Here is a 22,341-nt window from a genome sequence, read left to right as displayed (position 1 = left end):
GCTCACGACGGCGGTCGCCCCGCCGCAGACCACGAAGGCCGGGCCGGGTCCTGCCCGCAAGCGGATGCGTTCGTTCTACCCCGCGTGGTTCTTCATCCCCGCGATCGCGCTCTACGTCGTGTTCTTCGCGGTCCCCACCTTCGCCGGGTTCTACTTCTCGCTCACCCGCTGGACGCTGTTCGACCAGACCTTCATCGGTTTCGACAACTTCGTCCGGTTCTTCCAGGACCCGCAGCTCGTCTCGGGCTTCATCCACACGTTCGAGTACGGGTTCGTGACGAGCGCGGCGAAGGTGGTCCTCGGACTCGCCCTCGCCCTGCTCCTCACGTCCCCCGTGCTCGGGCGCGGGTACCTCCGGGCGGTCGTGTTCTTCCCGGTGCTCGTGTCGACGATCGGCATCGGCATCACGTTCAAGGCGTTGCTGGATCCCTTCCACGGGATCATCAACTCCGTGTTGGGAGGACTCGGCCTCCCGACACCGGGGTGGCTGACCGACCCGGCCCTCGCGCTCTGGAGCGTGGCGGCGGTGGACATCTGGAAGGGCGTCGGCATCGCGACGCTCATCTTCATCGCCGGCATCGTGGCGATCCCGCAGGAGTACTTCGAGGCCGCCCGCGTCGACGGCGCGAGCGCCTGGACGATCTTCCGGAACATCACGCTGCCGCTGTCCCGCCCCGCGATGGGCACGGTCATCATCCTGTCGCTCATCGGCGGCCTGCGGTCGTTCGACCTGATCTGGGCGATGACCGGCGGTGGACCGGGGTTCACCAGCGACGTCATCGCGAGTGTGATCTACAAGCAGTACCAGGCGGGCTTCTACGGCCTGTCGACGGCCGGCAACGTCGTGTTGTTCGTCGTCGTCACGGCGATCATGGTCCCGGTCTCCTGGCTCATCAACCGGAAGGAGCCGGAACTGTGACCGCCATCAGCACGACCCCGCGCCGCCGCCACCCGGGCACCATCCGCAAGTGGATCATCGGCATCGTCGCCATCGTGGTGTCGTTCGTGGTCTTCCTCGTGCCGTTCGTCTTCGTCCTGCTCCAGGCGGCGAAGTCACCGGCCGAGGCGAACCAGCTCGGCTTCACCCTGCCCACCCAGTGGCAGCTGTGGCAGAACCTGCAGGCGGTGTTCCAGACCGGCGAGTCCGGCATCGTCCGGGCGTTCGTCAACAGCGCCGTGCTGACGGTGGGCAGCGTGGTCATCATGGTCGTGTTCTCCGCCATGGTCGGCTACGTCCTGCAGCGTCGACCCGGCCGGTGGAACGGGGTCATCAACTTCTTCGTCCTCGCCGGCCTGATCGTCCCGCCGGCGATCGTCCCGACGATCTGGGTGCTGCAGGGCCTCAACCTGTTCAAGACCATGGGCGGGATGATCCTCATCGAGGCCACCTTCGGCCTGTCGTTCTGCATCCTGCTGTTCCGGGCGTTCGTCGCGACGATCCCCAAGGAGCTGGACGAAGCCGCCGTGCTCGACGGTGCCGGGCCGATCCGCCTGTTCTTCGGGGTCGTCCTGCCGCTGCTGAAGCCCGTCATCATCACCGTCGTGCTCGTCCAGTCGGTCGCCGTGTTCAACGACTTCGCGAACCCGCTGTACTTCCTCCCCGGGTCCGAGAACGCCACAGTGCAGCAGACGCTGTACGCGTTCCAGAGCCAGTCCGTCAGCCAGCTCAACCTGCTGTTCACGGACGTCCTGCTCATCACGATCCCCCCGCTCATCCTCTACATCTTCTTCAACCGTCAGATCGTCGCCGGCATGACCAGCGGCGCCGTCAAGGGCTGACGCCCGACCCGGACTGGAGGCCCGACCCGCCACCGGCAGGTCGGCCTCCGACCGGTAGTCCCACCGACCAACGACGCGGCCGTCGACGACGACGGCCGCCGGAAGGACACCATGACCACCTGGACCGCATCGTTCATCGCGAGCGACACCGACCTCGGCAGCGCGCCGATCCTGCGCCGGGAGTTCACCATCGACGACGGCCACGGTGCCGTCCGCCGGGCCACCCTCGACGTCAGCGCCCTCGGCGTGGTCGAGGCGTGGCTCGGAGGCTCTCGAGTCTCGGACCACCTGCTCGAACCGGGCTGGACGAGCTACGAGTGGCGCATCCGCGTCGCGTCGCACGACGTCCTGTCGCACCTGAGCTCGACCGCTCCCGGGGACGCCGCCGTGCTCGCCCTGGTCATCGGCAACGCCTGGGCGGCCGGACGCCTGGCGTGGGGCGGCGGCGGCGGCTGGTACACGGACGAACGTGCCGGGTTCGCCGAGCTCCGCATCGAGTTCGAGGACGGCCACGTCCAGACCGTCGCCACCGACACCGACTGGCAGGCGTTGTCCAGTGCGATCACCGCCGACCAGCTCTACGACGGCGAGGACATCGACGCCCGGCTCCGCGACGGGTCGTTCCTGCAGCCGGGGACGCCGACGATCCCGAGTACCGACGGACACCCCGGTCGGTCGGTCGGCGTCCACACCGTCGACCTCGGCGACCGCGAGCTCGTCACCGACACCGTCCCGCCGGTCCGGCCGCTCGCCGAGATCGCCCCGGTCGACGTCTGGACGAGCCCGTCGGGCGCGACGCTGGTCGACTTCGGCGTGAACCTGGTCGGCTGGCTCCGCGTCGTCGCCTCCGGCCCGGCCGGCACGGTCCTGACGATCCGGCACGCCGAGGTGCTCGAGCACGACGAGCTCGGCACCCGTCCACTCCGGACCGCGAAGGCGACGGACCACTTCACCCTGAGCGGCGACGGCGCGGACACGTTCGAGCCGCGCTTCACCTTCCACGGCTTCCGGTACGCGGCCGTCGAGGGGTGGCCCGGCACGCTCGACGAACTCAGGGCGGCGCTGACCGCGGTGCAGGTCGGCAGCGACCTGACCCGCACGGGCACGTTCGAGTCGAGCCACGAGCTGCTCAACACCTTCCACGACAACGTGGTCCGGGGCATGCAGGGCAACTTCCTCAGCGTCCCGACGGACTGCCCGCAGCGCGACGAGCGACTCGGGTGGACGGGCGACATCGCGGCGTTCGCCCCGACGGCCTCGTACCTGTTCGACACCAAGGCGTTCCTCGGCGACTGGCTCCGCGACGTGTGGCTCGAGCAGCAGCACGCCGACGGGGTCATCCCGTTCGTGGTGCCCGACGTGCTGAAGTACTCCCCCGCCGAGGACTTCGGGAAGCCCGACGCCACCGCGATCTGGTCGGACGCCGGGGTCTGGGTGCCGTGGACGCTCTACCAGGCCTACGGCGACAGCGCGGTGCTCGAGGAACAACTGCCGTCGATGGTCGCGCACCTCCGTCGGATCCGCGACCACCTGTCGCCCCAGGGCCTCTGGGACACGGTGTTCCAGTTCGGCGACTGGCTCGACCCGGATGCCCCGCCGGAGGACGCCGCGAAGGCGAAGGCCGACCCGGGCGTCGTCGCCACGGCGTGCGCCTACCGGTCGGCGACGCTCGTCGCCGAGGCGGCGCGCTTGACCGGCCATGCGGCGCAGGCGAGCGAAGCCGAGGAACTGGCCACGAGCCTCCAAACCGCGTTCCGGGAGCACTACGTGACGGACGGACGGATCCGCAGCGACTGCACCACCGTCTACGCGCTCGCCATCGTGTTCGGGATCCTGTCCGACGAGGACACCGCGAAGGCCGGCGACCGGCTCGCCGAGCTCGCTGCCGAGTCCGGCTACCGGATCTCGACGGGCTTCGCCGGCACGCCCTTCATCACGGACGCGCTGACGCAGACGGGCCACCTCGACGACGCGTACCGGCTGCTGCTGCAGACGGAGTGCCCGTCGTGGCTGTACCCGGTGACGATGGGGGCGACGACGGTCTGGGAGCGCTGGGACTCGATGCTGCCGGACGGCACCATCAACCCGGGCGAGATGACCTCGTTCAACCACTACGCGCTCGGTGCCGTGGCGGACTGGATGCACCGGGTCGTGGGTGGTCTCGCGCCGCTGACGCCCGGGTACGAGTCCGTGCTCATCGCACCGCAGCCCGGCGGAGGCCTGACGTGGGCGTCCACCTCGCTCGACACCGTGCACGGGCACGTCGCCGTGCGGTGGGAGCTCGTCGACGGGGAGCTGCTCGTCCGGGCGACCGTGCCGGACGGGGTCAGCGCGGTGGTGCGCCTGCCGGGCCTCCCGGAGCAGCGCGTCGCTGCCGGCACGCACGAGCTGCGCGCGCCGGCCGCGGTGCCCGCGGTGTAGCCGCGCCGCCGCACAACCGAAAGCAAAGCGCACCACGGGATCGCGTGGCACGAATTGCTTTCGGTTGTGCGGGAGCGATCCGCACCGGCTGTGCGGCAGTGAGCCGGGAACACCGGTTGCGCGACGCGTCGCCGCGGACTAGCCTATGAAACGATTCAATCGACCACGAGGAAGTGACACGATGACATCAGCAAGCTTCAGTTCGATCGGCGACCAGCTGGCACGGCAGGCGATCGAGCTCCCGTCCTGGGCGTTCGGCAACTCCGGCACCCGCTTCAAGGTGTTCAGCACCCCGGGAACGCCCCGAGACCCGTACGAGAAGATCGCCGACGCGGCCCAGGTCAACAAGTACACGGGGCTGGCCCCCACGGTGGCACTCCACATCCCGTGGGACCTCGTCGACGACTTCGCCGACCTCCGCCGCCACGCCGAGGAGCACGGCGTCCGCCTGGGCACCGTGAACTCGAACACGTTCCAGGACGACGACTACAAGTTCGGTGCGCTGACCCACGTCGACGAGACGATCCGGCAGAAGGCGATCGACCACCACCTGCGCTGCATCGACGTCATGGACGCCACCGGCAGTCGCGACCTGAAGATCTGGCTCGCCGAGGGCTCGAACTACCCGGGGCAGGAGGACATGCGCTCCCGCCAGGACCGCCTCCACGACAGCCTGACGACGATCTACGACCGCCTCGGGGACGACCAGCGCCTGGTCCTGGAGTACAAGTTCTTCGAGCCGTCGTTCTACCACACGGACGTCCCCGACTGGGGCACCAGCTACGTGCAGACGAGCGCCCTCGGCGACAAGGCCATGGTCTGCCTCGACACCGGCCACCACGCACCCGGCACGAACATCGAGTTCATCGTCATGCAGCTGCTGCGCCTCGGCAAACTGGGGAGCTTCGACTTCAACTCGCGCTTCTACGCCGACGACGACCTCATCGTGGGCGCAGCCGACCCGTTCCAGCTGTTCCGCATCCTGGTCGAGGTCATCCGCGGCGGCGGCTACGACAACCCCGACGTCGCGTTCATGCTCGACCAGTGCCACAACATCGAGGACAAGATCCCCGGGCAGATCCGCTCGGTGCTGAACGTGCAGGAGATGACGGCCCGCGCGCTGCTCCTCGACCGCGTGGCGCTGACGGCGGCGCAGGAAGCGCACGACGTCCTGGGCGCAAACGAGATCTTCATGGACGCGTACCAGACCGACGTCCGGAAGGACCTCGCCGCCTGGCGCGAATCGCGCGGCCTCCCGGCCGACCCGATGCGCGCGTACCTGGACTCCGGGTACCAGCGCTCGATCGCCGAGGACCGCGTCGGCGGCGTCCAGGCCGGCTGGGGCGCGTAGACAGATGACGATCAACGACCTGGAGGCCCGGGTGGACCCCGCAACGCAGACGACCGCTGGACAGGTGGTCGCCGACCTCATCGCACGTTCCAACGCGCTCGGCTCGGACCCGCGGATCACGAACTACGCCGGGGGCAACACCTCGACGAAGGGCGCCGCGACCGATCCCGTGACCGGCGAACCGGTGGAACTGCTCTGGGTGAAGGGATCCGGGGGCGACCTCGGCACCCTGACACCGGCCGGGCTCGCCGTGCTGCGAGTCGACCGGGTCCGGGCGTTGGCGCAGGTCTACCCGGGCGTCGACCGCGAGGACGAGATGGTCGCCGCGTTCGACTACTGCCTGCACGGCAAGGGCGGAGCAGCTCCGAGCATCGACACGGCCATGCACGCCCTCGTCGACGCCCCGCACGTGGACCACCTGCACCCGGACGCCGGCATCGCCATCGCGACGGCGGCCGACGGCCCGGCCCTGACGGAGCGGGTCTTCGGCGGGAAGGTCCTGTGGGTGCCGTGGCGCCGACCCGGGTTCCAGCTCGGCCTCGACATCGCCGCGATCAAGCGGGACCACCCCGAGGCGATCGGCACGATCCTCGGCGGGCACGGCATCACCGCGTGGGGGAACACCAGCGACGAGGCCGAGGCGAACTCCCGCTGGATCATCGACACCGCCGAGCAGTACATCGCTGCGAACGGCAAGCCCGACCCGTTCGGCCCCGTCCGCCCGGGCTTCGAGGCGCTCCCCACCGACGAGCGACGAGCCCGCGCCGCCGCCCTCGCCCCGACGATCCGTGGGATCGCCGGGCACGACAAGCCGGTCGTGGGGCACGTCACCGACAGCGACGTGGTGCTCGACTTCCTCGCGAGCGAGAAGGCGCCGGAACTCGCGGCGCTCGGCACCAGCTGCCCGGACCACTTCCTCCGCACCAAGGTGCAGCCGCTCGTCCTCGACCTGCCCGCGACGGCCACCGTCGAGGAGCAGATCGCACGCCTGCACGAGCTGCACGCGTCCTACCGCGAGGACTACCAGGCGTACTACGACCGGCACGCGACGCCCGATTCCCCCGCGATCCGCGGCGCCGACCCGCTCATCGTGCTCGTGCCCGGTGTCGGCATGTTCTCGTACGGCAAGGACGCCCAGACGGCCCGCGTCGCCGGCGAGTTCTACGTCAACGCGATCAACGTCATGCGCGGCGCCGAAGCACTCTCCACCTACGCCCCGATCGACGAGGCCGAGAAGTTCCGCATCGAGTACTGGGCCCTCGAAGAAGCCAAGCTCCAGCGGATGCCGGCACCGAAGAAGCTCGCGACCCGCATCGCCCTCGTCACCGGGGCCGCGTCCGGCATCGGCAAGGCGATCGCGAAGCGACTGGCATCGGAGGGCGCCGCGGTCGTCATCGCCGACCTCGACGAGACGAAGGCGCAGGAGGCCGCCGCCGAGATCGGGGACACCGACCGGGCGATCGGCGTCGCGGCGAACGTGACCTCCGCCGAGGACATCGCGCGCGCCGTCCAGGAGACCCTGCTGCACTTCGGCGGGCTCGACCTCGTCGTCAACAACGCGGGGCTGAGCCTGAGCAAGTCGCTGCTCGAGACCACCGAGCAGGACTGGGACCTGCAGCACGACGTCATGGCGAAGGGCTCGTTCCTGGTGTCGAAGGCCGCGGCGAAGGTCCTCATCGAGCAGGGCCTCGGCGGCGACATCGTGTACATCTCGAGCAAGAACTCGGTGTTCGCCGGCCCGAACAACATCGCCTACTCCGCCACGAAGGCCGACCAGGCCCACCAGGTGCGGCTGCTGGCGGCCGAACTCGGCGAACACGGCGTCCGGGTGAACGGCATCAACCCGGACGGCGTCGTCCGCGGCTCGGGCATCTTCGCGTCCGGCTGGGGTGCGAACCGCGCGAAGACGTACGGCATCGAGGAGCAGGACCTCGGGAAGTTCTACGCGCAGCGCACGATCCTGAAGCGCGAGGTCGTGCCGGAGAACGTCGCCAACGCCGTCTACGCCATCTGCACGGACGACTTCTCGCACACCACCGGACTGCACGTGCCGGTGGACGCGGGCGTCGCCGCGGCGTTCCTGAGGTAGCGGGACATGCGCAGCAGCGGCGGCCGGAGCGATGCCGGCGGCAGCGTGGCGGCGGTCGACCTCGGCGCCACAAGCGGCCGGGTGATCGTCGGGCACGTCGACACGGACGGCGTGCGGATGGAGCACGTCTCCCGGTTCCCGAACGGCCCGGTCGCGCTCCACGAGCACGACCGGGAGGCCCTGCACTGGGACGTCGTCGAGCTGTACCGGAACGTGACGGACGGACTCCGGGACGCGTTCGGGCGGCATCCCGACCTCGCCAGCATCGGGATCGACTCCTGGGCGGTCGACTACGGGCTCCTCCGCGACGGGCGCCTGCTCGGCCTGCCGTCCCACTACCGGGACGACCGGCACGAGCACGGCGTCGCCCAGGTGCACGCACGGCTCGACGCCGCCGAGCTGTACAGCAGGAACGGCCTGCAGCACCTGCCCTTCAACACACTGTTCCAGTGGGCGGCGGACCCGACGCTGCACCTCGCCGATCGCGCCCTCCTCGTCCCGGACCTGCTCGGGTACTGGCTCACCGGCGTCGAGGCGGCCGAGCGGACCAACGCCTCGACGACCGGGGCACTCAACGGGACCACCCGTGGGTGGGACCCGGCGTTGCGGGCTGCTGCGGGCCTCCCGTCCGGACTCCTGCCAACGCTCCGCGACCCGGGAGACCGACTCGGTCCCCTGCTGCCGGCCGTCGCCGACCTGGTCGGCGGCAGCGCACCGGTCACGCTGGTCGGGTCGCACGACACGGCCTCGGCCGTCGTCGCGGTCCCCGCGACGACCGGCGACTTCGCCTACATCTCGAGCGGCACGTGGTCGCTCGTCGGCGTCGAGCTCGAGGCCCCCGTCCTGTCGGACGCGGCCCGCGACGCGAACTGCACCAACGAGGGCGGTGTCGACGGCCGGGTCCGGTTCCTCAAGAACGTGTCAGGACTGTGGTTGCTCTCCGAGAGCGTCCGGACCTGGGAACGTGGTGGCGACCGGATCGACCTGGAGGCCCTGCTCGCCTCCGCAGCGGCCGTCACCGCCCCGGTTCCCCTCTTCGACGTCGCGGACGAGTCGTTCACGCCGCCTGGCGACATGCCCGCCCGCATCGCCTCCTGGTGCGCCGAGCACGGACGCTCGGCACCCGCGACGCGGGCGGAGTTCGTCCGGTCGATCCTGGAGTCGTTGGCCGCTGCCTACGCCGCGACGCTGGCGACGATCGCCACGATCACCGGCAAGGACATCCGACAGGTCCACATCGTCGGGGGCGGGTCCCAGAACCGGCTGCTGTGCCAGCTGACGGCCGATCGGACCGGACTACCGGTCCTGGCGGGTCCGGTCGAGGCGACCGCACTCGGCAACATCCTGGTGCAGGCCCGGGCTGCCGGGCTTGCCGGCCTCGACGGCGCGTCCCTCGAGGCACTGCGAACCGTGGTCGCGCGCACGGTCGAACCGGTTCGGTACACCCCGACGACGGAACGAACCACCACCCCATCCACCCCGAGACGTAGGATGTCTGTATGACCTCGACCGATGACCAGCGACGTGTCGACCCGGCGACGGGCGCACCGGCACCGACCGCGGGAGCCGCGTCGTCGGCGCGGACCAGGATGCGGCGGCAGCTGCCGACCGTGCACGACCTGGCGCCCCTGATGCAGTTCAAGAAACCCGACCTCAACGCGCGGCGGCGTCGGCTGGAGCAGGCGCTGACGATCTGGGACCTCCGGGACATCGCCGCCCGCCGGACCCCTCGTGCCGCGTTCGACTACACGGAGGGTGCCGCCGAGGCCGAGATCTCGCTGGCGCGGGCACGGCAGGCGTTCGAGGACATCGAGTTCACGCCGTCGATCCTCCGGGACGTCTCCAGCGTGTCGACGTCTCGCGAGGTGCTCGGCGCCCCGGTGTCGTACCCGTTCGGCATCGCACCGACGGGGTTCACCCGGATGATGCAGACCGAGGGCGAGCGCGCGGGGGCCAGGGCCGCCGGACGCGCCGGGATCCCGTTCTCGCTGTCCACGATGGGCACCACCGCGATCGAGGACGTCCGCGACGCCAACCCCCACGGGCGCAACTGGTTCCAGCTGTACATGTGGAAGGACCGCGAGAAGTCGATGGCGCTGGTGTCCCGCGCAGAGAAGGCCGGGTTCGACACGCTGCTCGTCACCGTGGACGTCCCCGTCGCGGGTGCGCGGCTCCGGGACAAGCGCAACGGGTTCTCGATCCCGCCGCAGCTGAGCGCTCGCACGGTGGTCAACGCGATCCCGCGGCCGTGGTGGTGGTTCGACTTCCTCACGACCGAGCCCCTGGCGTTCGCGTCCCTCGATCGCTGGTCCGGCACCGTCGGGGAGCTCCTCGACCACATGTTCGACCCGACCGTCACCTACGAGGACCTGGCGTGGATCCGCGACCAGTGGAAGGGCAAGGTCGTCGTCAAGGGCGTGCAGTCCCTGGCGGACGCGAAGCGCCTGGCGTCCATGGGCGTCGACGGGATCACGCTGTCGAACCACGGTGGACGCCAGCTCGACCGTGCCCCGATCCCGTTCCACCTGGTGCCCTCGGTGGTCAAGGAGGTCGGGAACGACACCGAGGTGCACCTCGACACGGGCATCATGTCCGGCGCGGACATCGTCGCGGCCGTCGCGCTCGGAGCGAAGTTCACGATGGTCGGTCGGGCGTACCTCTACGGACTGATGGCCGGGGGCGAGGCCGGGGTCGACCGGATGATCCAGATCCTGTCGGAGCAGATCGAGCGCACCATGCGGTTGCTCGGGGTCACGTCGCTCGACGAGCTCGAGCCAGGTCACGTCACGCAGCTCGCCCGCCTGGTGCCGGTCGCTCGCCCCTAGCTGGGGGCGTCCGGCAGCGTCCACGTCGCGCCGGGCGTCGGCGCCGGGCCGTCCGCCGCCCGCTGTGGCCGCTGCCGGAGGTCCTCGAGCATCGGCGTGAGCCGGCGCAGGCTCCGTTGGGTGTCGACGAGGCTCACGGCCAGGAACCCCACGAACAGGGCGACGAACACCCACCAGACCGGCCCGTCCGTCACAGCGAGCCAGACTCCGAGCGCGGTGGCGAGCACGAAGACCACTGGCCCGAACCACCGGTTGCGGCGGTACTGACGTCGGGCCCGCTCCAGCTCGGGTGTCCAGGTCGCCGGGTCGACGCCGGCGGGCACCACGCCGGTCTTGACGGCACGACGGATCCGGCTCACCTCGTCCGCTCCGCCGGCACGACGTCGCGTCCGCGCGATGCCGATCCCGAAGAAGGCGGTCATGAGGCCCGCGTACACGACGGACCCGATCACGAGCGCACCGACGTCTTGGCGCGCGGGCCGCGTGACGAACTGGATGCCGAACCACAGCACCGCGAGCAGGACGAACAGGACGGGCAGCAGCACTGGCAGCGACGACTTCCGGAAGCGTTCCATGGGTCTCCCTCGATCCAGTCCAAGATGCCCGCACCGGGCAGCGTGCTGCTGTGAGGTCGGGGCACATCGCCTCCCGGTAGGGTCGGCGGCACGAGAAGGGGGCTGCATGGCCGGGGCGAGCATCAGCGTGCAGGACTTCGTCATGCGCTTCGGGGACCGTACCGTCGTGGACGGGTTGTCGTTCGACGTCGCACCCGGGGAGACCTTCGGGCTCCTCGGCAGCAACGGTTCCGGCAAGACGACGACGATCAGGGCACTGCTCGGCATCACGTCGCCGTCCGCGGGCACCCTGACGATCGACGGACGGCAGTACCGGCCGGCGACCGGCGGCATCGGGTACCTGCCCGAGGAGCGTGGGCTGTACCGGAAGGAGTCCGTCATCGACGTGATGACGTACTTCGCGGCACTCCGTGGCATGGCACGCTCGGCGTCCACCGCGTGGTCGATGGAGTACCTGGCGCGGGTCGGGCTCGCGGACAAGGCGAAGCTCCGGATCGACAAGCTCTCCGGCGGCCAGCAGCAGAAGGTCCAGCTCGGGATCACGATCATGGACCGTCCGCGGCTGCTCATCCTCGACGAGCCGACCAAGGGCCTCGACCCGGTGAACCGCAGGCTCCTGCTCGACCTGGTCGACGAGCGGAAGGCCGACGGCGCCACCGTGATCCTGGTCACGCACCACATGGACGAGGTCGAACGGCTCTGCGACCGGATCCTGCTCCTGAAGGACGGCACCGCGGCCGCGTACGGCACGATCCCCGAGGTGCAGGACGCCTTCGGGGGCGCCGTCGCGAAGGTGTCGCTCGACGGAGCGGTGCCGACGTCGCCGCTCTACAAGCTCGCACGGCACGAGGGCCACGTCGCGTACCTGGTGCCGTCGACCTCGGCAGCCACGGACGGGTCGGACATCCTGTCGTCGCTCGTCGGAGCCGGCGTGCACGTCACGGGCTTCGAGATGCGGAGGATCCCGCTCGACGAGATCTTCGTGCAGGTGTACGGCCACGACGCCGGCGCGGACGAACGCGCTGCAGGGGGAACGCGATGAGCCGTCTGGGAACCGTCATCCGGTTCGAGTTCGTCCGCGCGGTGAAGAAGCCCGCGTTCTGGATCGGCACCCTCGCGCTGCCCTTCGTCATCGTGGTGGTGTCCCTGCTCGTCGGGGTCGGGCAGGCGGCGGGGACGAACTCGGTCGTGTCGAGCTCGTCCGCCGAGAAGACGCCGTTCCACTACGTCGACCGCTCCGGGCTCGTCTCCGAGTCCGTGGCGGCGCGCTGGGGTGGGACGCCGTCCACGGACGAGGCCGCCGACCGTGCCGACGTCGTCGCCGGACGCCTCGACGCGCTCGTCGTGTTCCCGGAGTCCCCGTCCGAGGACCCGATCGAGGTCACCGCCAAGGACAAGGGGCTCTTCGAGAACGGCGGGTACTCGTCGCTCGCCGAGCGGGTGCTCGAACAGAGCGTCGCCGCGAACGTGGACGACGCGGAGGCGGTGCACATCCTACGGTCGCCGCCTGCAGCGGACGTCACGGCCTACGCCGACGGGAAGGTCGCGCCGGGGTGGCTGTCGATCCTGCCGCCGATGGTCTACCTGGCGGCGTTCTTCGGGCTCGTGCTGCTGCTCGCCGCGCGCATGGTCACGGTGGTCGTCGAGGAGAAGGAGAACCGGATCTCCGAGATGATCCTGACGACGGTGACGGCCGGGGACCTCATCCGTGGCAAGGTCATCGCGATGCTGCTCGTCGGCCTCGTGCAGATCGGGGTGTTCCTGGTGCCGGGGCTGCTGTCGCTCGTCGTCGTCATCCCGCTGGTGGCCAGTCGTGTCGGGCACGTGGTCGTCGATCCGTGGCGGATGGTGGTCGGCGCACTCCTGCTCGTCGGCGGGGTCCTGCTCGCGTCGGCGCTGTTCGTCGCCGTCGGCGCCGCCGTCCCGACGATCAAGGACGCCTCGGCGCTGCAGTCCGCGGCGATCTTCTCGCTGATCATCCCGATCTACGCGGCGTTCTTCGTGATGACGAGCCCCTCGTCGCCCGTCGTCGCGGTCTTCACGTACTTCCCGACGTTCACCCCGATCACCGCGATGGTCCGGAACGCCGTCGGGTCGCTGTCGCCGCTCGAGTCGGTGGTCTGCATCGTCGAGGTGTTCGTCGTCGCGGGGCTGCTGCTGTGGTTCGCGCAGTACCTGTTCCGGCACTCGGTCGCGCAGTACGGGTCGAAGGTGACGGTCCGGCAGATCCTCTCCTGGCGGCGGGCCCGGTGATCTCACGGCACACGCGATTCCCACACCGTCCGCCGAGCGCTATCGTGCGGTCGTGATCGACACGGGCACCCGCGAACGGCAGGACGTCGGCGCGGGCACCCTGGTCGCACTCGCCGTCGCCCGGACGGTCACGGTGTTGTTCGCGGTGCTCGTGATCGGGTTCGGCATCCTGCGGTCGACTGTCGACGACATCGCGCTCTCCGAGTCCCCCGGACCGATCACCTCGCTCATGATCGTGGCGATCGCCCTGAGCTCGCGGGACACGCGGTGGGCGATCGGACACCCCGCTCGCGGCTGGGCGGCGCTCACGTGGATCGCCGTCATGGCCGTGACCCCACTCGTGTTCCACGGTGCGTTCGTCTTGTGGGCGAGCTCGCTGGCGGCGCTGAGCCTGCCGTTGCTCGCCGTCACCCTGCTCGCCCGCCGGGCTGGGGAACGGATCTTCCCGGGGTGGCCGACGTCCGCCGAGGTCAGGACGCGCTGACCGACCGCCCAGTCAGGGACAACGCCAGCGGGTTCGCCCGGACGAGGTCGAGCCCACGCTGCGCGGCGCCGATCAGGACGACGTCGGGCCCGAGCGCGGACGCGACGACCTCCGGCACCGGACGGAACGCGCCGCTGCCGAGGACGGCGTTCGCGCGCGCGATGACCGCGGCCGCCGGCTGCGCGATCGCCCCGGCGACGTACACGCGCTCGATGTCGAGCAGGCTCGCGAGCACGATGGTCGCCTTCGCCAGCCGTTCACCGAGCTGGTCGACGATCTGCAGGGCGACCTCGTCCCCGTCCCGAGCAGCCGCGAACACCGCCTGGGCGTCGAGCGCACTCCGCGCCGCGATCTCGGCGAGCACCGAACCCGGCGCGATCCGACCGGCAGCGAGCGCCTCGGTCGCGAGCGTCCGGCACGCAGCGCCGATGCCCTCCGGTGTCCCGACGCCCTCGACGAGGGCGAGGACGCGCATCTCGCCGGCACCACCGTGTGCGCCGCGCAGCAGGACCCCGTCGACGATGAGGCCGGTGCCGAAGCGCTCCCCGGACAGCAGTGCGGCGAACGAGTCACCAGCACCCCTGGCACGCTCCGCGATCGCGGCGAGGTTCGCGTCGTTCTCGACGACGATCGCCCCGTGACCGGCGAGGACGTCCTCGAAGCCGGGGTTCATGCGGTGCCAGAACCCGTCGTCCTCGTTCGGGGACCGCCCGTGCGCGTCGACCGGCGCCGCGACGCCGATCGTCGTGACGAGCACGTCCGAGGCGGCGTGCCCGGCGTCGGCGAGTGCGCGCGTGACGCACCGGAGGACCGCGGCGCGACGATCACGGGCGTCCCGGTCGGCGTCGTCGAAGTCGGGTCGGACGGGCTCCTCCGCGTGGGCGAGGACGGCTCCCCGCAGGTCAGCGACGACCGCCTCGACGCGTGACTGCCCGACGTCGGCCCCGACGACCACGCCGGCGGTCCTCCGCAGCTCGTAGCGCTTCGCCGGGCGACCCATCCGGTACTCCCCCGCCGCCCTGGCGTCGTCGAGCTCCGCGATCCACCCGAGCCGGACGAGCTCGTCGCACGCCGTCAGCACGGTCGACCGCGTGTGCCCGGTCCGTGCCATCACCGTGCTCGCGGTGAACGCCTGCTCGGCGAACGCCACGTCGAGCACCGTCTCGAGGCTCGAGCGTCGCAGCAGGTCGGGGAGCATGGTCACTGGCTGAAGATACCGCGTCACGAGTTCCTTGCTTTCCTAAATATTCTCGCTAGATTATGTGCACCGACCGCATCGGAGCAGTCGGGGGGACGGGACGGCAAGGGCGCCGAGACCCGTCGGACGGAGTTCACGTGCACGCACGAACCGCTTCACCGCTGAGCCGATCGGCGCTCAGTCGTCGGTCCTTCCTCCTCGGCACCGGCGCAGTCGGCGCGAGCCTGGCCCTCGCCGGGTGCGCTCCCGCCTCGTCGGGTTCCGGTCGGGAGACGATCACGTTCTACGTCTCGAAGCCCGAGGTCATCGGCTACTTCGACGACGTCATCGCGAAGTTCCACAAGAGCCAGTCGAAGATCCGGGTCATCCGTGACTCGACGTCGTCGCTGCCGGCCGACTTCGTGCGGAGCTCGCCGCCGGACCTCGGCTGCCTGAACTACAACTACGCGATGGTGTCGTTCGTCGAGCACGGCGCCTTGACCGACCTGTCCGACATGGACGAGGCCAAGGCCATCAACCCGGACCTCTGGACACTCATGGAACAGACGGCGTCCTACCCGGGCGAGCGGAACGCGCTGCCGTACTCGGTCACCGCCGCGTCGGTGATCTACAACAAGGAGATCTTCGCCCAGCAGGGCATCGAGATCCCGACCACCTGGTCCGAGCTGGAGGCGATCTGCGAGAAGCTCCTCGCCGCCGACGTCACGCCGTTCTACAACACCTACAAGGACACGTGGACGCTCGCCCAGGGGATGTTCGACTACTCGATCGGCGGCATGCTCGACGTCGGGAAGACCTTCTCGGCGCTCGAGAAGGAGGGCACGTCGCTCACGCCGTCGTCCCCCGTGTCGTTCTCGAAGGACTTCGCACCGCCGATGGACCGGATGGCGCAGCTCGCGAAGTGGTCGAACAAGAACGCCGCGAGCCGTGCGTACGGCGACGGCAACCTCGCGTTCGCGAAGGGCGAGTCGGCGATGTACCTGCAGGGTCCGTGGGCGCTCATCGAGATCGCGAAGACGAACCCGGACATGGACCTCGGCACGTTCCCGATGCCCGCGACCGACGACCCCGCCGACCTGAAGGTCCGGGTCAACGTCGACCTGGCGCTCTGGATCCCGAAGGCGTCGAAGAAGCAGGAGGCAGCGCGCGAGTTCCTCCGCTTCCTGATGTCCCCCGACGTCGCGGACAAGTACAACGCGGACAACAACGGGTTCGGCACCCGCAAGGACTCGCCCCCGGTCGCCAACCCGACGCTCAAGGGCATGCAGCAGTACTACGACGACGCGGCCTTCTACCTCGGCCCGTCGCAGCTCGTGCCGGCCGAGATCCCCGTGGCCAACTACGCGCAGTCCATCGCCCTCGGTGGCGACCCGGCTCCGCAGCTCCGCACACTCGATGCCGACTGGGCGCGCGTGGCGCGCCGGAAGGCCTGACCCGGTCTCGGACCGAGGAGACGATCACCATGGCAATCGCCACGACGTCCTCCGGCGGCAGCCGCCGGAACACCCCCACCGACAGCCCCGATCCCGACCGGGGCGGCTCCCCCACCGCGAGTGGTCGCGCACCACGAACCGCACGGTCCCGGGTGCACCGCATCCAGCCGGTCTTCCTCGCCTTCCTCCTGCCGACCCTGGTCGTGTTCACACTGGCGATCACCGTCCCAGCCGTGATGGGCATCGTCCTGAGCTTCACCGACTCGGTCGGGTTCGGGGAGTTCGGGTTCACCGGCCTGACGAACTACCTCGCGATCTTCTCCGACCCGGCGATCCTGCACGCCTACCTGTTCACGATGGGCTTCTCGCTGGTCACCGTGCTCGTCGTGAACGCGTTGGCGCTCCTGCTGGCGATCGCCCTGACGAGCCGCATCCGTGCCAAGGTCGCTCTCCGCGCGGTGTTCGTGCTGCCGATGGTCATCTCGGGCATCGTCATCGCGTACGTGTTCTCGTTCCTCTTCTCGAACAGCCTGCCCGAGCTCGCGACGACGCTCGGGATCGCGCCGCTCGAGACGAGCATCCTCGCGAACCCCGACCTCGCCTGGATCGCGATCGTGGTGGTCACGACGTGGCAGGCGATCCCCGGCACGCTGCTCATCTACATCGCGGGGGTCCTCGCGATCCCCGGCGAGGTGTACGAGGCCGCGGCCATCGACGGCGCGTCGTCGTGGCGGCAGCTCGTCTCGATCACGATGCCGCTCACCGCCGGCTACATCGTCATCAACCTGATCCTCGGCTTCAAGAACTTCCTCAACGCCTACGACGTGATCGTCGGTCTCACCGCCGGAGGCCCGGGGACCGCGACCACGAGTGTCGCGATGTCGATCTTCAACGGGTTCAACAGCGGCGACTACTCCTACCAGATGGCGAACGCGACGATCTTCTTCGTCATCACCGTCATCCTCGCGCTCGTCCAGCTGCGGCTCAGCCGCGGGAAGGCCCTCTTCTCATGACGCTCCCTGCACCGCTCCAGCCGTCCACCACCCGCACCGGCAGCATGCGGTCGATCGACGCGGACGCCGCCCGCGGCCGTCGCTCGAAGAGCGGCTGGAACTGGCCGCTGACGATCATCCTGGCGATCTGCTCACTGACGGTCTTCGTCCCGCTGTACGTCACGGTCGTGATGGCGTTCAAGACCACGAGCCAGGCGCTCGACGGCAACGCGTTCTCGCTGCCGGCGCCGTTCAGCATGGACGGGTTCGTCCGGGCCTGGGAGCTGACCGACTTCCCGCGGGCGTTCGGCGTCTCCGTGCTCGTCGCCGCGATCTCCGTCACCGGGACGATCCTCCTTGCGTCGTTCGCCGCCTACGCGATCTCGCACAACTGGCAGCACCGGCTGTTCCGCTGGTCGTTCTTCTACCTGCTGGCCGCGATGTTCCTGCCGTTCCCGGTCCTGGCGCTGTCGCAGGTCAAGCTCACCGGCATGGTCGGTCTCGACAACCCGATCGGCGTCGCGATCCTGCACATCATGTTCCAGCTGTCCTTCAGCGTGCTGCTCTTCACCGCGTTCCTCCGCTCGATCCCCGGTGAGCTCGAGGAGAGCGCCCGCATCGACGGCGCGAGCGTGGGCCAGGTGTTCTGGCGGCTGCTGTTCCCGCTCCTGGCACCGATGAGCGCGACCGTCGGGATCTTCGCGTTCCTGGCGTCCTGGAACGACTACATGATGCCGGCGCTCATCACGGCCGATCCGGCGCTGCAGACCCTCCCGGTGCTGCAGCAGATCTTCCAGAGCCAGTTCAGCAACAACTACAACGTCTCGTTCGCCTCGTACCTCATGGCGATGGCGCCGTCCATCATCGTGTACGTCCTCACCCAGCGATGGGTGATGTCCGGTGTGACGCAGGGCGCCATCAAGTGACCGACACGAGCACCACCGAAAGGACACCACCCCTCATGACCGATGTGCTGACCGCACAGGACCCGACGGCCACCGACGAGACCTGGTGGCGCCAGGCGAGCGTCTACCAGATCTACCCGCGGTCCTTCGCGGACGCGAACGGCGACGGGATCGGCGACCTCGCCGGCATCACCGAGCGCGTGCCCTACCTGGCGTCGCTCGGCGTCGAGGCCGTCTGGCTCAGCCCCTTCTACCCGTCGGCACTCGCCGACGGGGGCTACGACGTGGACGACTACCGCGACGTCGACCCGAAGCTCGGCACGCTCGAGGACTTCGATGCGATGGTGGCCGCCCTGCACGGCGCCGGGATCCGGGTGATCGTCGACATCGTCCCGAACCACACGAGCGACCGGCACGAGTGGTTCCGCGAGGCCCTCGCCGCGCCCGCCGGCAGCCCGGCCCGCGACCGCTACGTGTTCCGCGACGGCACCGGTCCCGCCGCGGAGAACCCACCGGCCGACTGGGTCTCGATCTTCGGCGGCCCGGCCTGGACCGCAACGGGCGACGGCCAGTGGTACCTGCACAGCTTCGCGAAGGAGCAGCCCGACCTGAACTGGGCGAACCGGGAGGTCCGGGACGACTTCCTGCACACCCTGCGCTTCTGGTCCGACCGCGGGGTCGACGGCTTCCGCATCGACGTGGCACACGGGCTCTCGAAGGACCTCGGCGAGGTCCTGCCGACCTGGGCCGAACTCTCCGCCATGCCGAAGGACGGCACGCACCCGCTCTGGGACCGTGACGACGTCCACGAGATCTACGCGGAGTGGCGGAAGGTCTTCGACGAGTACACCCCGGCCCGCACCGCGGTCGCCGAGGCGTGGGTCGCCGCCGACCGCCGTGCCCGCTACGCGAGCGCCGACGGGCTCGGGCAGGCGTTCAACTTCGACCTGCTCGAAGCCGACTTCGACGCGCCGTCGTTCCGGTCGATCATCGAGTTCAACCTCGGTCTCGCCGAGCAGTCCGGCTCATCGACCACGTGGGTGTTCTCGAACCACGACGTCGTCCGGCACGCCACCCGCTACGCACTGCCGCCGCGGAACGGTGCGACCGAGAAGCAGGGCGGCGCGTGGCTGCTCGCCGGCGGCTCGCCGGACGCACTCGACCAGGAGCTCGGGCTCCGGCGCGCGCAGGCGGCGACGCTGCTGGAGCTCGCGCTGCCGGGCTCGGCGTACATGTACCAGGGCGAGGAGCTCGGCCTGCAGGAGGTCGGCGACATCCCCGCCGCCGACCGTCAGGACCCGGCGTTCTTCCGGAACCCGGGCGTCGACGTCGGCCGTGACGGCTGCCGCGTCCCGATCCCGTGGACCAGGGACGGGTCGTCGTTCGGCTTCGGCTCAGGTGGCTCGCACCTGCCGCAGCCGGCGTGGTTCGGCGGGTTCTCGGTCGAGGCTGAGGACGACGACCCCGACTCCACGCTGAACCTCTACCGGAAGGCGCTCGGCCTCCGTGGCCAGCTGCAGTCCGAGGAGCGCCTCGAGTGGCTCGACACCGGTCGCGACGACGTGCTCGCGTTCCGCCGGCCGAACGGCTGGACCAACGTCACGGTGTTCGGAGACGAGCCGTACGAGCTCCCCGCGGGTGCGCTGCTGCTCGCCTCGGCGCCGGTGGCAGACGGCGCCCTGACGGGCGTGGGGACCGCCTGGTTGCGCGCCTAGCAGGATCCAGGCAACCGACCTCGCAGGCTCGGTCGGCGCTGGCGCCGCGCGCCGCTGGCGCGTCGCAACATGCGGGGCGCGCGCGGGAGGCACGGTGCGGGCAGGCACCGTGCCTCCCGTCCGTCACGGGGTGCGTCCAGGACGTCAGCCGGCAGGCAGGACGGGTGACGTCGGGACACCGTCGAGGTCCCACGCCGGGACGCGACGGTGCCGCCAGCCCGCGCGGAGCGCGCGGACCGCGTGGTCGTACTCGGCGAGCGCGTCGAGGCCCGGTCGCACGAGGAGCTGGATCTGGAGTCCCTGGTACAGGGCGAGCAGCTGCGTGGCCGCGTGCTCGGCGGAGACCACCGCGTCCTCCGTGCCCGCGTCGAAGTCGCGCTGGAACCCCGCCGTCAGCGCACCGACGTACTCGGCGTACCGCTTCCGGAACAGCTCCGCGAAGGTGGTGTCGGCGCCCGCGATGTTGATCACGCCGGCGAGGACCCGGACGAGACCCGGGTCGGCGACGTCCTCGGCGAGGGTCATCCGGACGTAGTCGATCGTCGTCGCCGGCTTCTGGCGTCTGGTCGATCCGCGGAGGTCGGTCCACGCGTCGTAGGTGACCAGCAGCAGGGCGTCCCACGTCGGGAACGCACGGACGACGGCGTCGAGCGGCACACCGGCGATGTCCGCGACGACCGCCGCGTCGACCTCGGTGAACGGGTGCAGGCGGTAGGCGCGGATGGCCGCCCGGATGAGGCGCTCCGCGATCGTCTGTTCGTCGACGATCGTGTCGTCAGTCAGGGTCTCCACCGGGACATCCCATCGCATCGACGAGGACCTGTCGCGTCCCAGACCGGGGGCCGTGCGCTCAGTCGCCCGGTAACCCGAGCTTCGACCCGCGAGGGTCGGCGCCTCGCGCCGCTGGTCCCGCCGGTGGCGTCCAGGGCGGGGTCGCCTCGACCCGCCGCCGGGTCAGCTCCGCCCGCCCGAGCCACACGACCGTCGCGACGACGCTCCCACCCTGCAGGAACAGGAACACCGGTGGCATGAGCAGGACGACGAGGCTCTCCGTGGACGCCAGCCCGCTGGCGAGCGCGCCGATCCACACCGCGAGCCACCCGAACGGGATCCAGCGCACCCGATCCGTGCTCGCGATCGCGGGCTCGACCATCCTCGACGCCTGGGCGAGGACCTCGTCGCGGTCCTCGGGGAGGAGTTCCGGCGGTCGGGCCGCGAACTGCTGCCCGATGCGCTCGTGCCGTCGCCATCCGCCGGGGAACGGCTGCCACCGCTGGGCCTGGAGCTTCCGGGCGTTCCGGAAGAACACCGCGGCGAAGCACCCGATCGCCGCCGCGAAGGCGACCGCCGTGACGATCGTCTGCGGAAGGGGCGTCCCGAGCCATCCGGTCAGCCCGTCCGACACGATCGACGCCGCACCGACGATGACGGCGACGGAACCACAGACGATCGTCCGACGTCGGGTGCGCCTCGGGTCGAGGAACTCGTGCCGCCTGGCACGGAACACCCGCAGGCCGGTCAGGAACGCGCCGTCGCTCATGCTCCCAGCATGCCGTCCGGTCCCCGGTGGCGCTCAGCCGACGGTGACGGGAGCCGCGGGTGGCTTCGTGCGCTGCCGCATCCAGACGAAGAAGCCGGTCAGGGTGAAGACGCCGTAGAAGACGTACATCAGCCCGGACGCGTAGTACCCGGCGGAGAACAGCAGCGGGACGCCGACCAGGTCCACGGCGACCCAGATGAGCCAGAACTCGACCCAGCCCTTCGCCATGCCGTAGGTCGCGAGCAGGGATCCGACGAAGATCCAGGCGTCGCTCCACACCGGCTCGTACGACCCCAGCGCGCGGAAGACCGGGGTGAGCACGAGCGTCCCGCCGACCATGCCGACGACGAGCAGTCCACGGGTCCGCCACGACGCCCACTTCGGGTCGATGACGGTCGTCGACTCGGCGGGGCGATGGGTCCAGCGGTACCAGCCGTAGACGCTGACGATGATGAACATCACCTGGCGTCCGGCCTGGCCGAGCAGGTTGACCGGGTTCGGGGTGTCGAAGAGCGCACCCATGAAGACCGTGAAGAGCAGGACGTTGCCGACGATGCCGACAGGCCACGCCCACACCTTGCGGCGCATGCCGCCGAGGGCGCTGAGCAGCCCGAAGACGTTGCCGATCACCTCGCGCCAGAGCACGGTCTGGTCGCCGATGACGATCTGCGCGTCGAACAGCCAGCGCACGATGCCCATGGGCCCTCCTCGTTTCCGGTGCGTGCAACCGTATTGGGGCCGTGCGCATTCCTGTGCTTGTCGTCTGTGATCGGGGTACAAA

At 70.1% G+C, this 22,341-nt stretch carries 19 protein-coding genes; 14 read left to right on the top strand and 5 right to left on the bottom strand.

Annotated elements, in window-relative coordinates:
- Positions 1-64 precede the first annotated feature (64 nt).
- From ACEN9V_RS17125 to ACEN9V_RS17095, 7 genes are all read left to right on the top strand, one after another.
- The gene (locus tag ACEN9V_RS17125; protein WP_413603080.1) at positions 65-919 is read left to right on the top strand and encodes a carbohydrate ABC transporter permease; all 855 of its coding nucleotides are present in this window, start codon (positions 65-67) and stop codon (positions 917-919) included.
- Complete coding sequence (locus ACEN9V_RS17120) at positions 916-1,779, top strand: carbohydrate ABC transporter permease (protein ID WP_413601321.1); 864 nt, start codon at positions 916-918, stop codon at positions 1,777-1,779. Before ACEN9V_RS17125 ends, ACEN9V_RS17120 begins: the two co-directional genes overlap by 4 nt.
- A gap of 111 nt (positions 1,780-1,890) precedes the next feature.
- Positions 1,891-4,200 carry a family 78 glycoside hydrolase catalytic domain gene (locus tag ACEN9V_RS17115; protein WP_413601320.1) on the top strand — a complete coding sequence of 770 codons (2,310 nt, stop codon included), beginning with the start codon at positions 1,891-1,893 and terminating at the stop codon, positions 4,198-4,200.
- 181 nt (positions 4,201-4,381) lie between these two features.
- Positions 4,382-5,551 carry an L-rhamnose isomerase gene (rhaI, locus tag ACEN9V_RS17110; RefSeq protein ID WP_402729396.1) on the top strand — a complete coding sequence of 390 codons (1,170 nt, stop codon included), beginning with the start codon at positions 4,382-4,384 and terminating at the stop codon, positions 5,549-5,551.
- 4 nt (positions 5,552-5,555) lie between these two features.
- Positions 5,556-7,640, top strand: a complete 2,085-nt coding sequence (locus ACEN9V_RS17105) for a bifunctional aldolase/short-chain dehydrogenase (RefSeq protein WP_413601319.1) — start codon at positions 5,556-5,558, stop codon at positions 7,638-7,640.
- A gap of 6 nt (positions 7,641-7,646) precedes the next feature.
- The gene (locus ACEN9V_RS17100) at positions 7,647-9,143 is read left to right on the top strand and encodes a rhamnulokinase (RefSeq protein ID WP_413601318.1); all 1,497 of its coding nucleotides are present in this window, start codon (positions 7,647-7,649) and stop codon (positions 9,141-9,143) included.
- Positions 9,144-9,229: 86 nt separating this feature from the next.
- Positions 9,230-10,465 (top strand): alpha-hydroxy-acid oxidizing protein, encoded by a 1,236-nt coding sequence (locus ACEN9V_RS17095; RefSeq protein ID WP_413603079.1) that lies wholly within the window; start codon positions 9,230-9,232, stop codon positions 10,463-10,465.
- Here the strand turns inward: ACEN9V_RS17095 and ACEN9V_RS17090 are convergent.
- On the bottom strand, positions 10,462-11,040 hold the full coding sequence (locus tag ACEN9V_RS17090; protein WP_413601317.1) for a hypothetical protein: 579 nt from the start codon (positions 11,038-11,040) through the stop codon (positions 10,462-10,464). The two genes, ACEN9V_RS17095 and ACEN9V_RS17090, sit on opposite strands and share 4 nt — an antisense overlap.
- A gap of 106 nt (positions 11,041-11,146) precedes the next feature.
- Between ACEN9V_RS17090 and ACEN9V_RS17085 the strand changes: the two genes are divergently transcribed.
- The 3 genes from ACEN9V_RS17085 to ACEN9V_RS17075 are packed head-to-tail and all read left to right on the top strand — an operon-like array spanning position 11,147 to position 13,777.
- Positions 11,147-12,082, top strand: a complete 936-nt coding sequence (locus ACEN9V_RS17085) for an ABC transporter ATP-binding protein (protein WP_413601316.1) — start codon at positions 11,147-11,149, stop codon at positions 12,080-12,082.
- Positions 12,079-13,293 (top strand): ABC transporter permease, encoded by a 1,215-nt coding sequence (locus ACEN9V_RS17080; protein ID WP_413601315.1) that lies wholly within the window; start codon positions 12,079-12,081, stop codon positions 13,291-13,293. Before ACEN9V_RS17085 ends, ACEN9V_RS17080 begins: the two co-directional genes overlap by 4 nt.
- A gap of 52 nt (positions 13,294-13,345) precedes the next feature.
- The gene (locus ACEN9V_RS17075; RefSeq protein WP_413601314.1) at positions 13,346-13,777 is read left to right on the top strand and encodes a hypothetical protein; all 432 of its coding nucleotides are present in this window, start codon (positions 13,346-13,348) and stop codon (positions 13,775-13,777) included.
- Here the strand turns inward: ACEN9V_RS17075 and ACEN9V_RS17070 are convergent.
- The gene (locus ACEN9V_RS17070; protein WP_413603078.1) at positions 13,764-14,975 is read right to left on the bottom strand and encodes an ROK family protein; all 1,212 of its coding nucleotides are present in this window, start codon (positions 14,973-14,975) and stop codon (positions 13,764-13,766) included. The two genes, ACEN9V_RS17075 and ACEN9V_RS17070, sit on opposite strands and share 14 nt — an antisense overlap.
- A gap of 137 nt (positions 14,976-15,112) precedes the next feature.
- On the opposite strand from ACEN9V_RS17070, the gene ACEN9V_RS17065 reads away from it, so the two are divergent.
- Genes ACEN9V_RS17065 through ACEN9V_RS17050 form a run of 4 tightly spaced genes read left to right on the top strand, consistent with a single transcriptional unit; the run spans position 15,113 to position 20,020 of the window.
- Positions 15,113-16,408: an extracellular solute-binding protein gene (locus tag ACEN9V_RS17065; protein WP_413601313.1), complete on the top strand. Its 1,296-nt coding sequence runs from the start codon at positions 15,113-15,115 to the stop codon at positions 16,406-16,408.
- 29 nt (positions 16,409-16,437) lie between these two features.
- The gene (locus tag ACEN9V_RS17060) at positions 16,438-17,421 is read left to right on the top strand and encodes a carbohydrate ABC transporter permease (protein WP_413601312.1); all 984 of its coding nucleotides are present in this window, start codon (positions 16,438-16,440) and stop codon (positions 17,419-17,421) included.
- A gap of 44 nt (positions 17,422-17,465) precedes the next feature.
- A complete protein-coding gene (locus ACEN9V_RS17055; protein ID WP_402729711.1) occupies positions 17,466-18,326 on the top strand; it encodes a carbohydrate ABC transporter permease in 861 nt (286 codons plus the stop codon).
- A 35-nt stretch (positions 18,327-18,361) separates the two neighbouring features.
- Positions 18,362-20,020 (top strand): glycoside hydrolase family 13 protein, encoded by a 1,659-nt coding sequence (locus ACEN9V_RS17050; protein ID WP_413601311.1) that lies wholly within the window; start codon positions 18,362-18,364, stop codon positions 20,018-20,020.
- Positions 20,021-20,164: 144 nt separating this feature from the next.
- Here the strand turns inward: ACEN9V_RS17050 and ACEN9V_RS17045 are convergent, their stop codons facing one another.
- From ACEN9V_RS17045 to pnuC, 3 genes are read right to left on the bottom strand one after another with little or no spacing between them, the layout of a single operon-like run.
- Entirely contained in the window at positions 20,165-20,812 is a 648-nt protein-coding gene (locus tag ACEN9V_RS17045) for a TetR/AcrR family transcriptional regulator (RefSeq protein WP_413601310.1), read from the bottom strand.
- 58 nt (positions 20,813-20,870) lie between these two features.
- The gene (locus ACEN9V_RS17040) at positions 20,871-21,560 is read right to left on the bottom strand and encodes a hypothetical protein (protein ID WP_413601309.1); all 690 of its coding nucleotides are present in this window, start codon (positions 21,558-21,560) and stop codon (positions 20,871-20,873) included.
- Between the two features lie 33 nt (positions 21,561-21,593).
- On the bottom strand, positions 21,594-22,259 hold the full coding sequence (pnuC, locus tag ACEN9V_RS17035) for a nicotinamide riboside transporter PnuC (protein WP_402729385.1): 666 nt from the start codon (positions 22,257-22,259) through the stop codon (positions 21,594-21,596).
- Positions 22,260-22,341 lie beyond the last annotated feature (82 nt).

It is taken from the genome of Curtobacterium sp. Curtsp57, from assembly GCF_047324335.1.
In the GTDB taxonomy this organism is placed as follows: domain Bacteria; phylum Actinomycetota; class Actinomycetes; order Actinomycetales; family Microbacteriaceae; genus Curtobacterium.
This window is presented reverse-complemented; position numbering and strand designations above follow the sequence as displayed.

Bases quoted from the DNA above. Each gene is read 5' to 3' on its own strand.
- ACEN9V_RS17125 (WP_413603080.1), top strand. From the start codon at position 65: ATGCGTTCGTTCTACCCCGCGTGGTTCTTCATCCCCGCGATCGCGCTC.
- ACEN9V_RS17115 (WP_413601320.1), top strand. From the start codon at position 1,891: ATGACCACCTGGACCGCATCGTTCATCGCGAGCGACACCGACCTCGGC.
- rhaI (WP_402729396.1), top strand. From the start codon at position 4,382: ATGACATCAGCAAGCTTCAGTTCGATCGGCGACCAGCTGGCACGGCAG.
- ACEN9V_RS17105 (WP_413601319.1), top strand. From the start codon at position 5,556: ATGACGATCAACGACCTGGAGGCCCGGGTGGACCCCGCAACGCAGACG.
- ACEN9V_RS17100 (WP_413601318.1), top strand. From the start codon at position 7,647: ATGCGCAGCAGCGGCGGCCGGAGCGATGCCGGCGGCAGCGTGGCGGCG.
- ACEN9V_RS17095 (WP_413603079.1), top strand. From the start codon at position 9,230: ATGCGGCGGCAGCTGCCGACCGTGCACGACCTGGCGCCCCTGATGCAG.
- ACEN9V_RS17090 (WP_413601317.1), bottom strand. From the start codon at position 11,040: ATGGAACGCTTCCGGAAGTCGTCGCTGCCAGTGCTGCTGCCCGTCCTG.
- ACEN9V_RS17085 (WP_413601316.1), top strand. From the start codon at position 11,147: ATGGCCGGGGCGAGCATCAGCGTGCAGGACTTCGTCATGCGCTTCGGG.
- ACEN9V_RS17080 (WP_413601315.1), top strand. From the start codon at position 12,079: ATGAGCCGTCTGGGAACCGTCATCCGGTTCGAGTTCGTCCGCGCGGTG.
- ACEN9V_RS17070 (WP_413603078.1), bottom strand. From the start codon at position 14,975: ATGCTCCCCGACCTGCTGCGACGCTCGAGCCTCGAGACGGTGCTCGAC.
- ACEN9V_RS17060 (WP_413601312.1), top strand. From the start codon at position 16,438: ATGGCAATCGCCACGACGTCCTCCGGCGGCAGCCGCCGGAACACCCCC.
- ACEN9V_RS17055 (WP_402729711.1), top strand. From the start codon at position 17,466: ATGCGGTCGATCGACGCGGACGCCGCCCGCGGCCGTCGCTCGAAGAGC.
- ACEN9V_RS17050 (WP_413601311.1), top strand. From the start codon at position 18,362: ATGACCGATGTGCTGACCGCACAGGACCCGACGGCCACCGACGAGACC.
- ACEN9V_RS17040 (WP_413601309.1), bottom strand. From the start codon at position 21,560: ATGAGCGACGGCGCGTTCCTGACCGGCCTGCGGGTGTTCCGTGCCAGG.
- pnuC (WP_402729385.1), bottom strand. From the start codon at position 22,259: ATGGGCATCGTGCGCTGGCTGTTCGACGCGCAGATCGTCATCGGCGAC.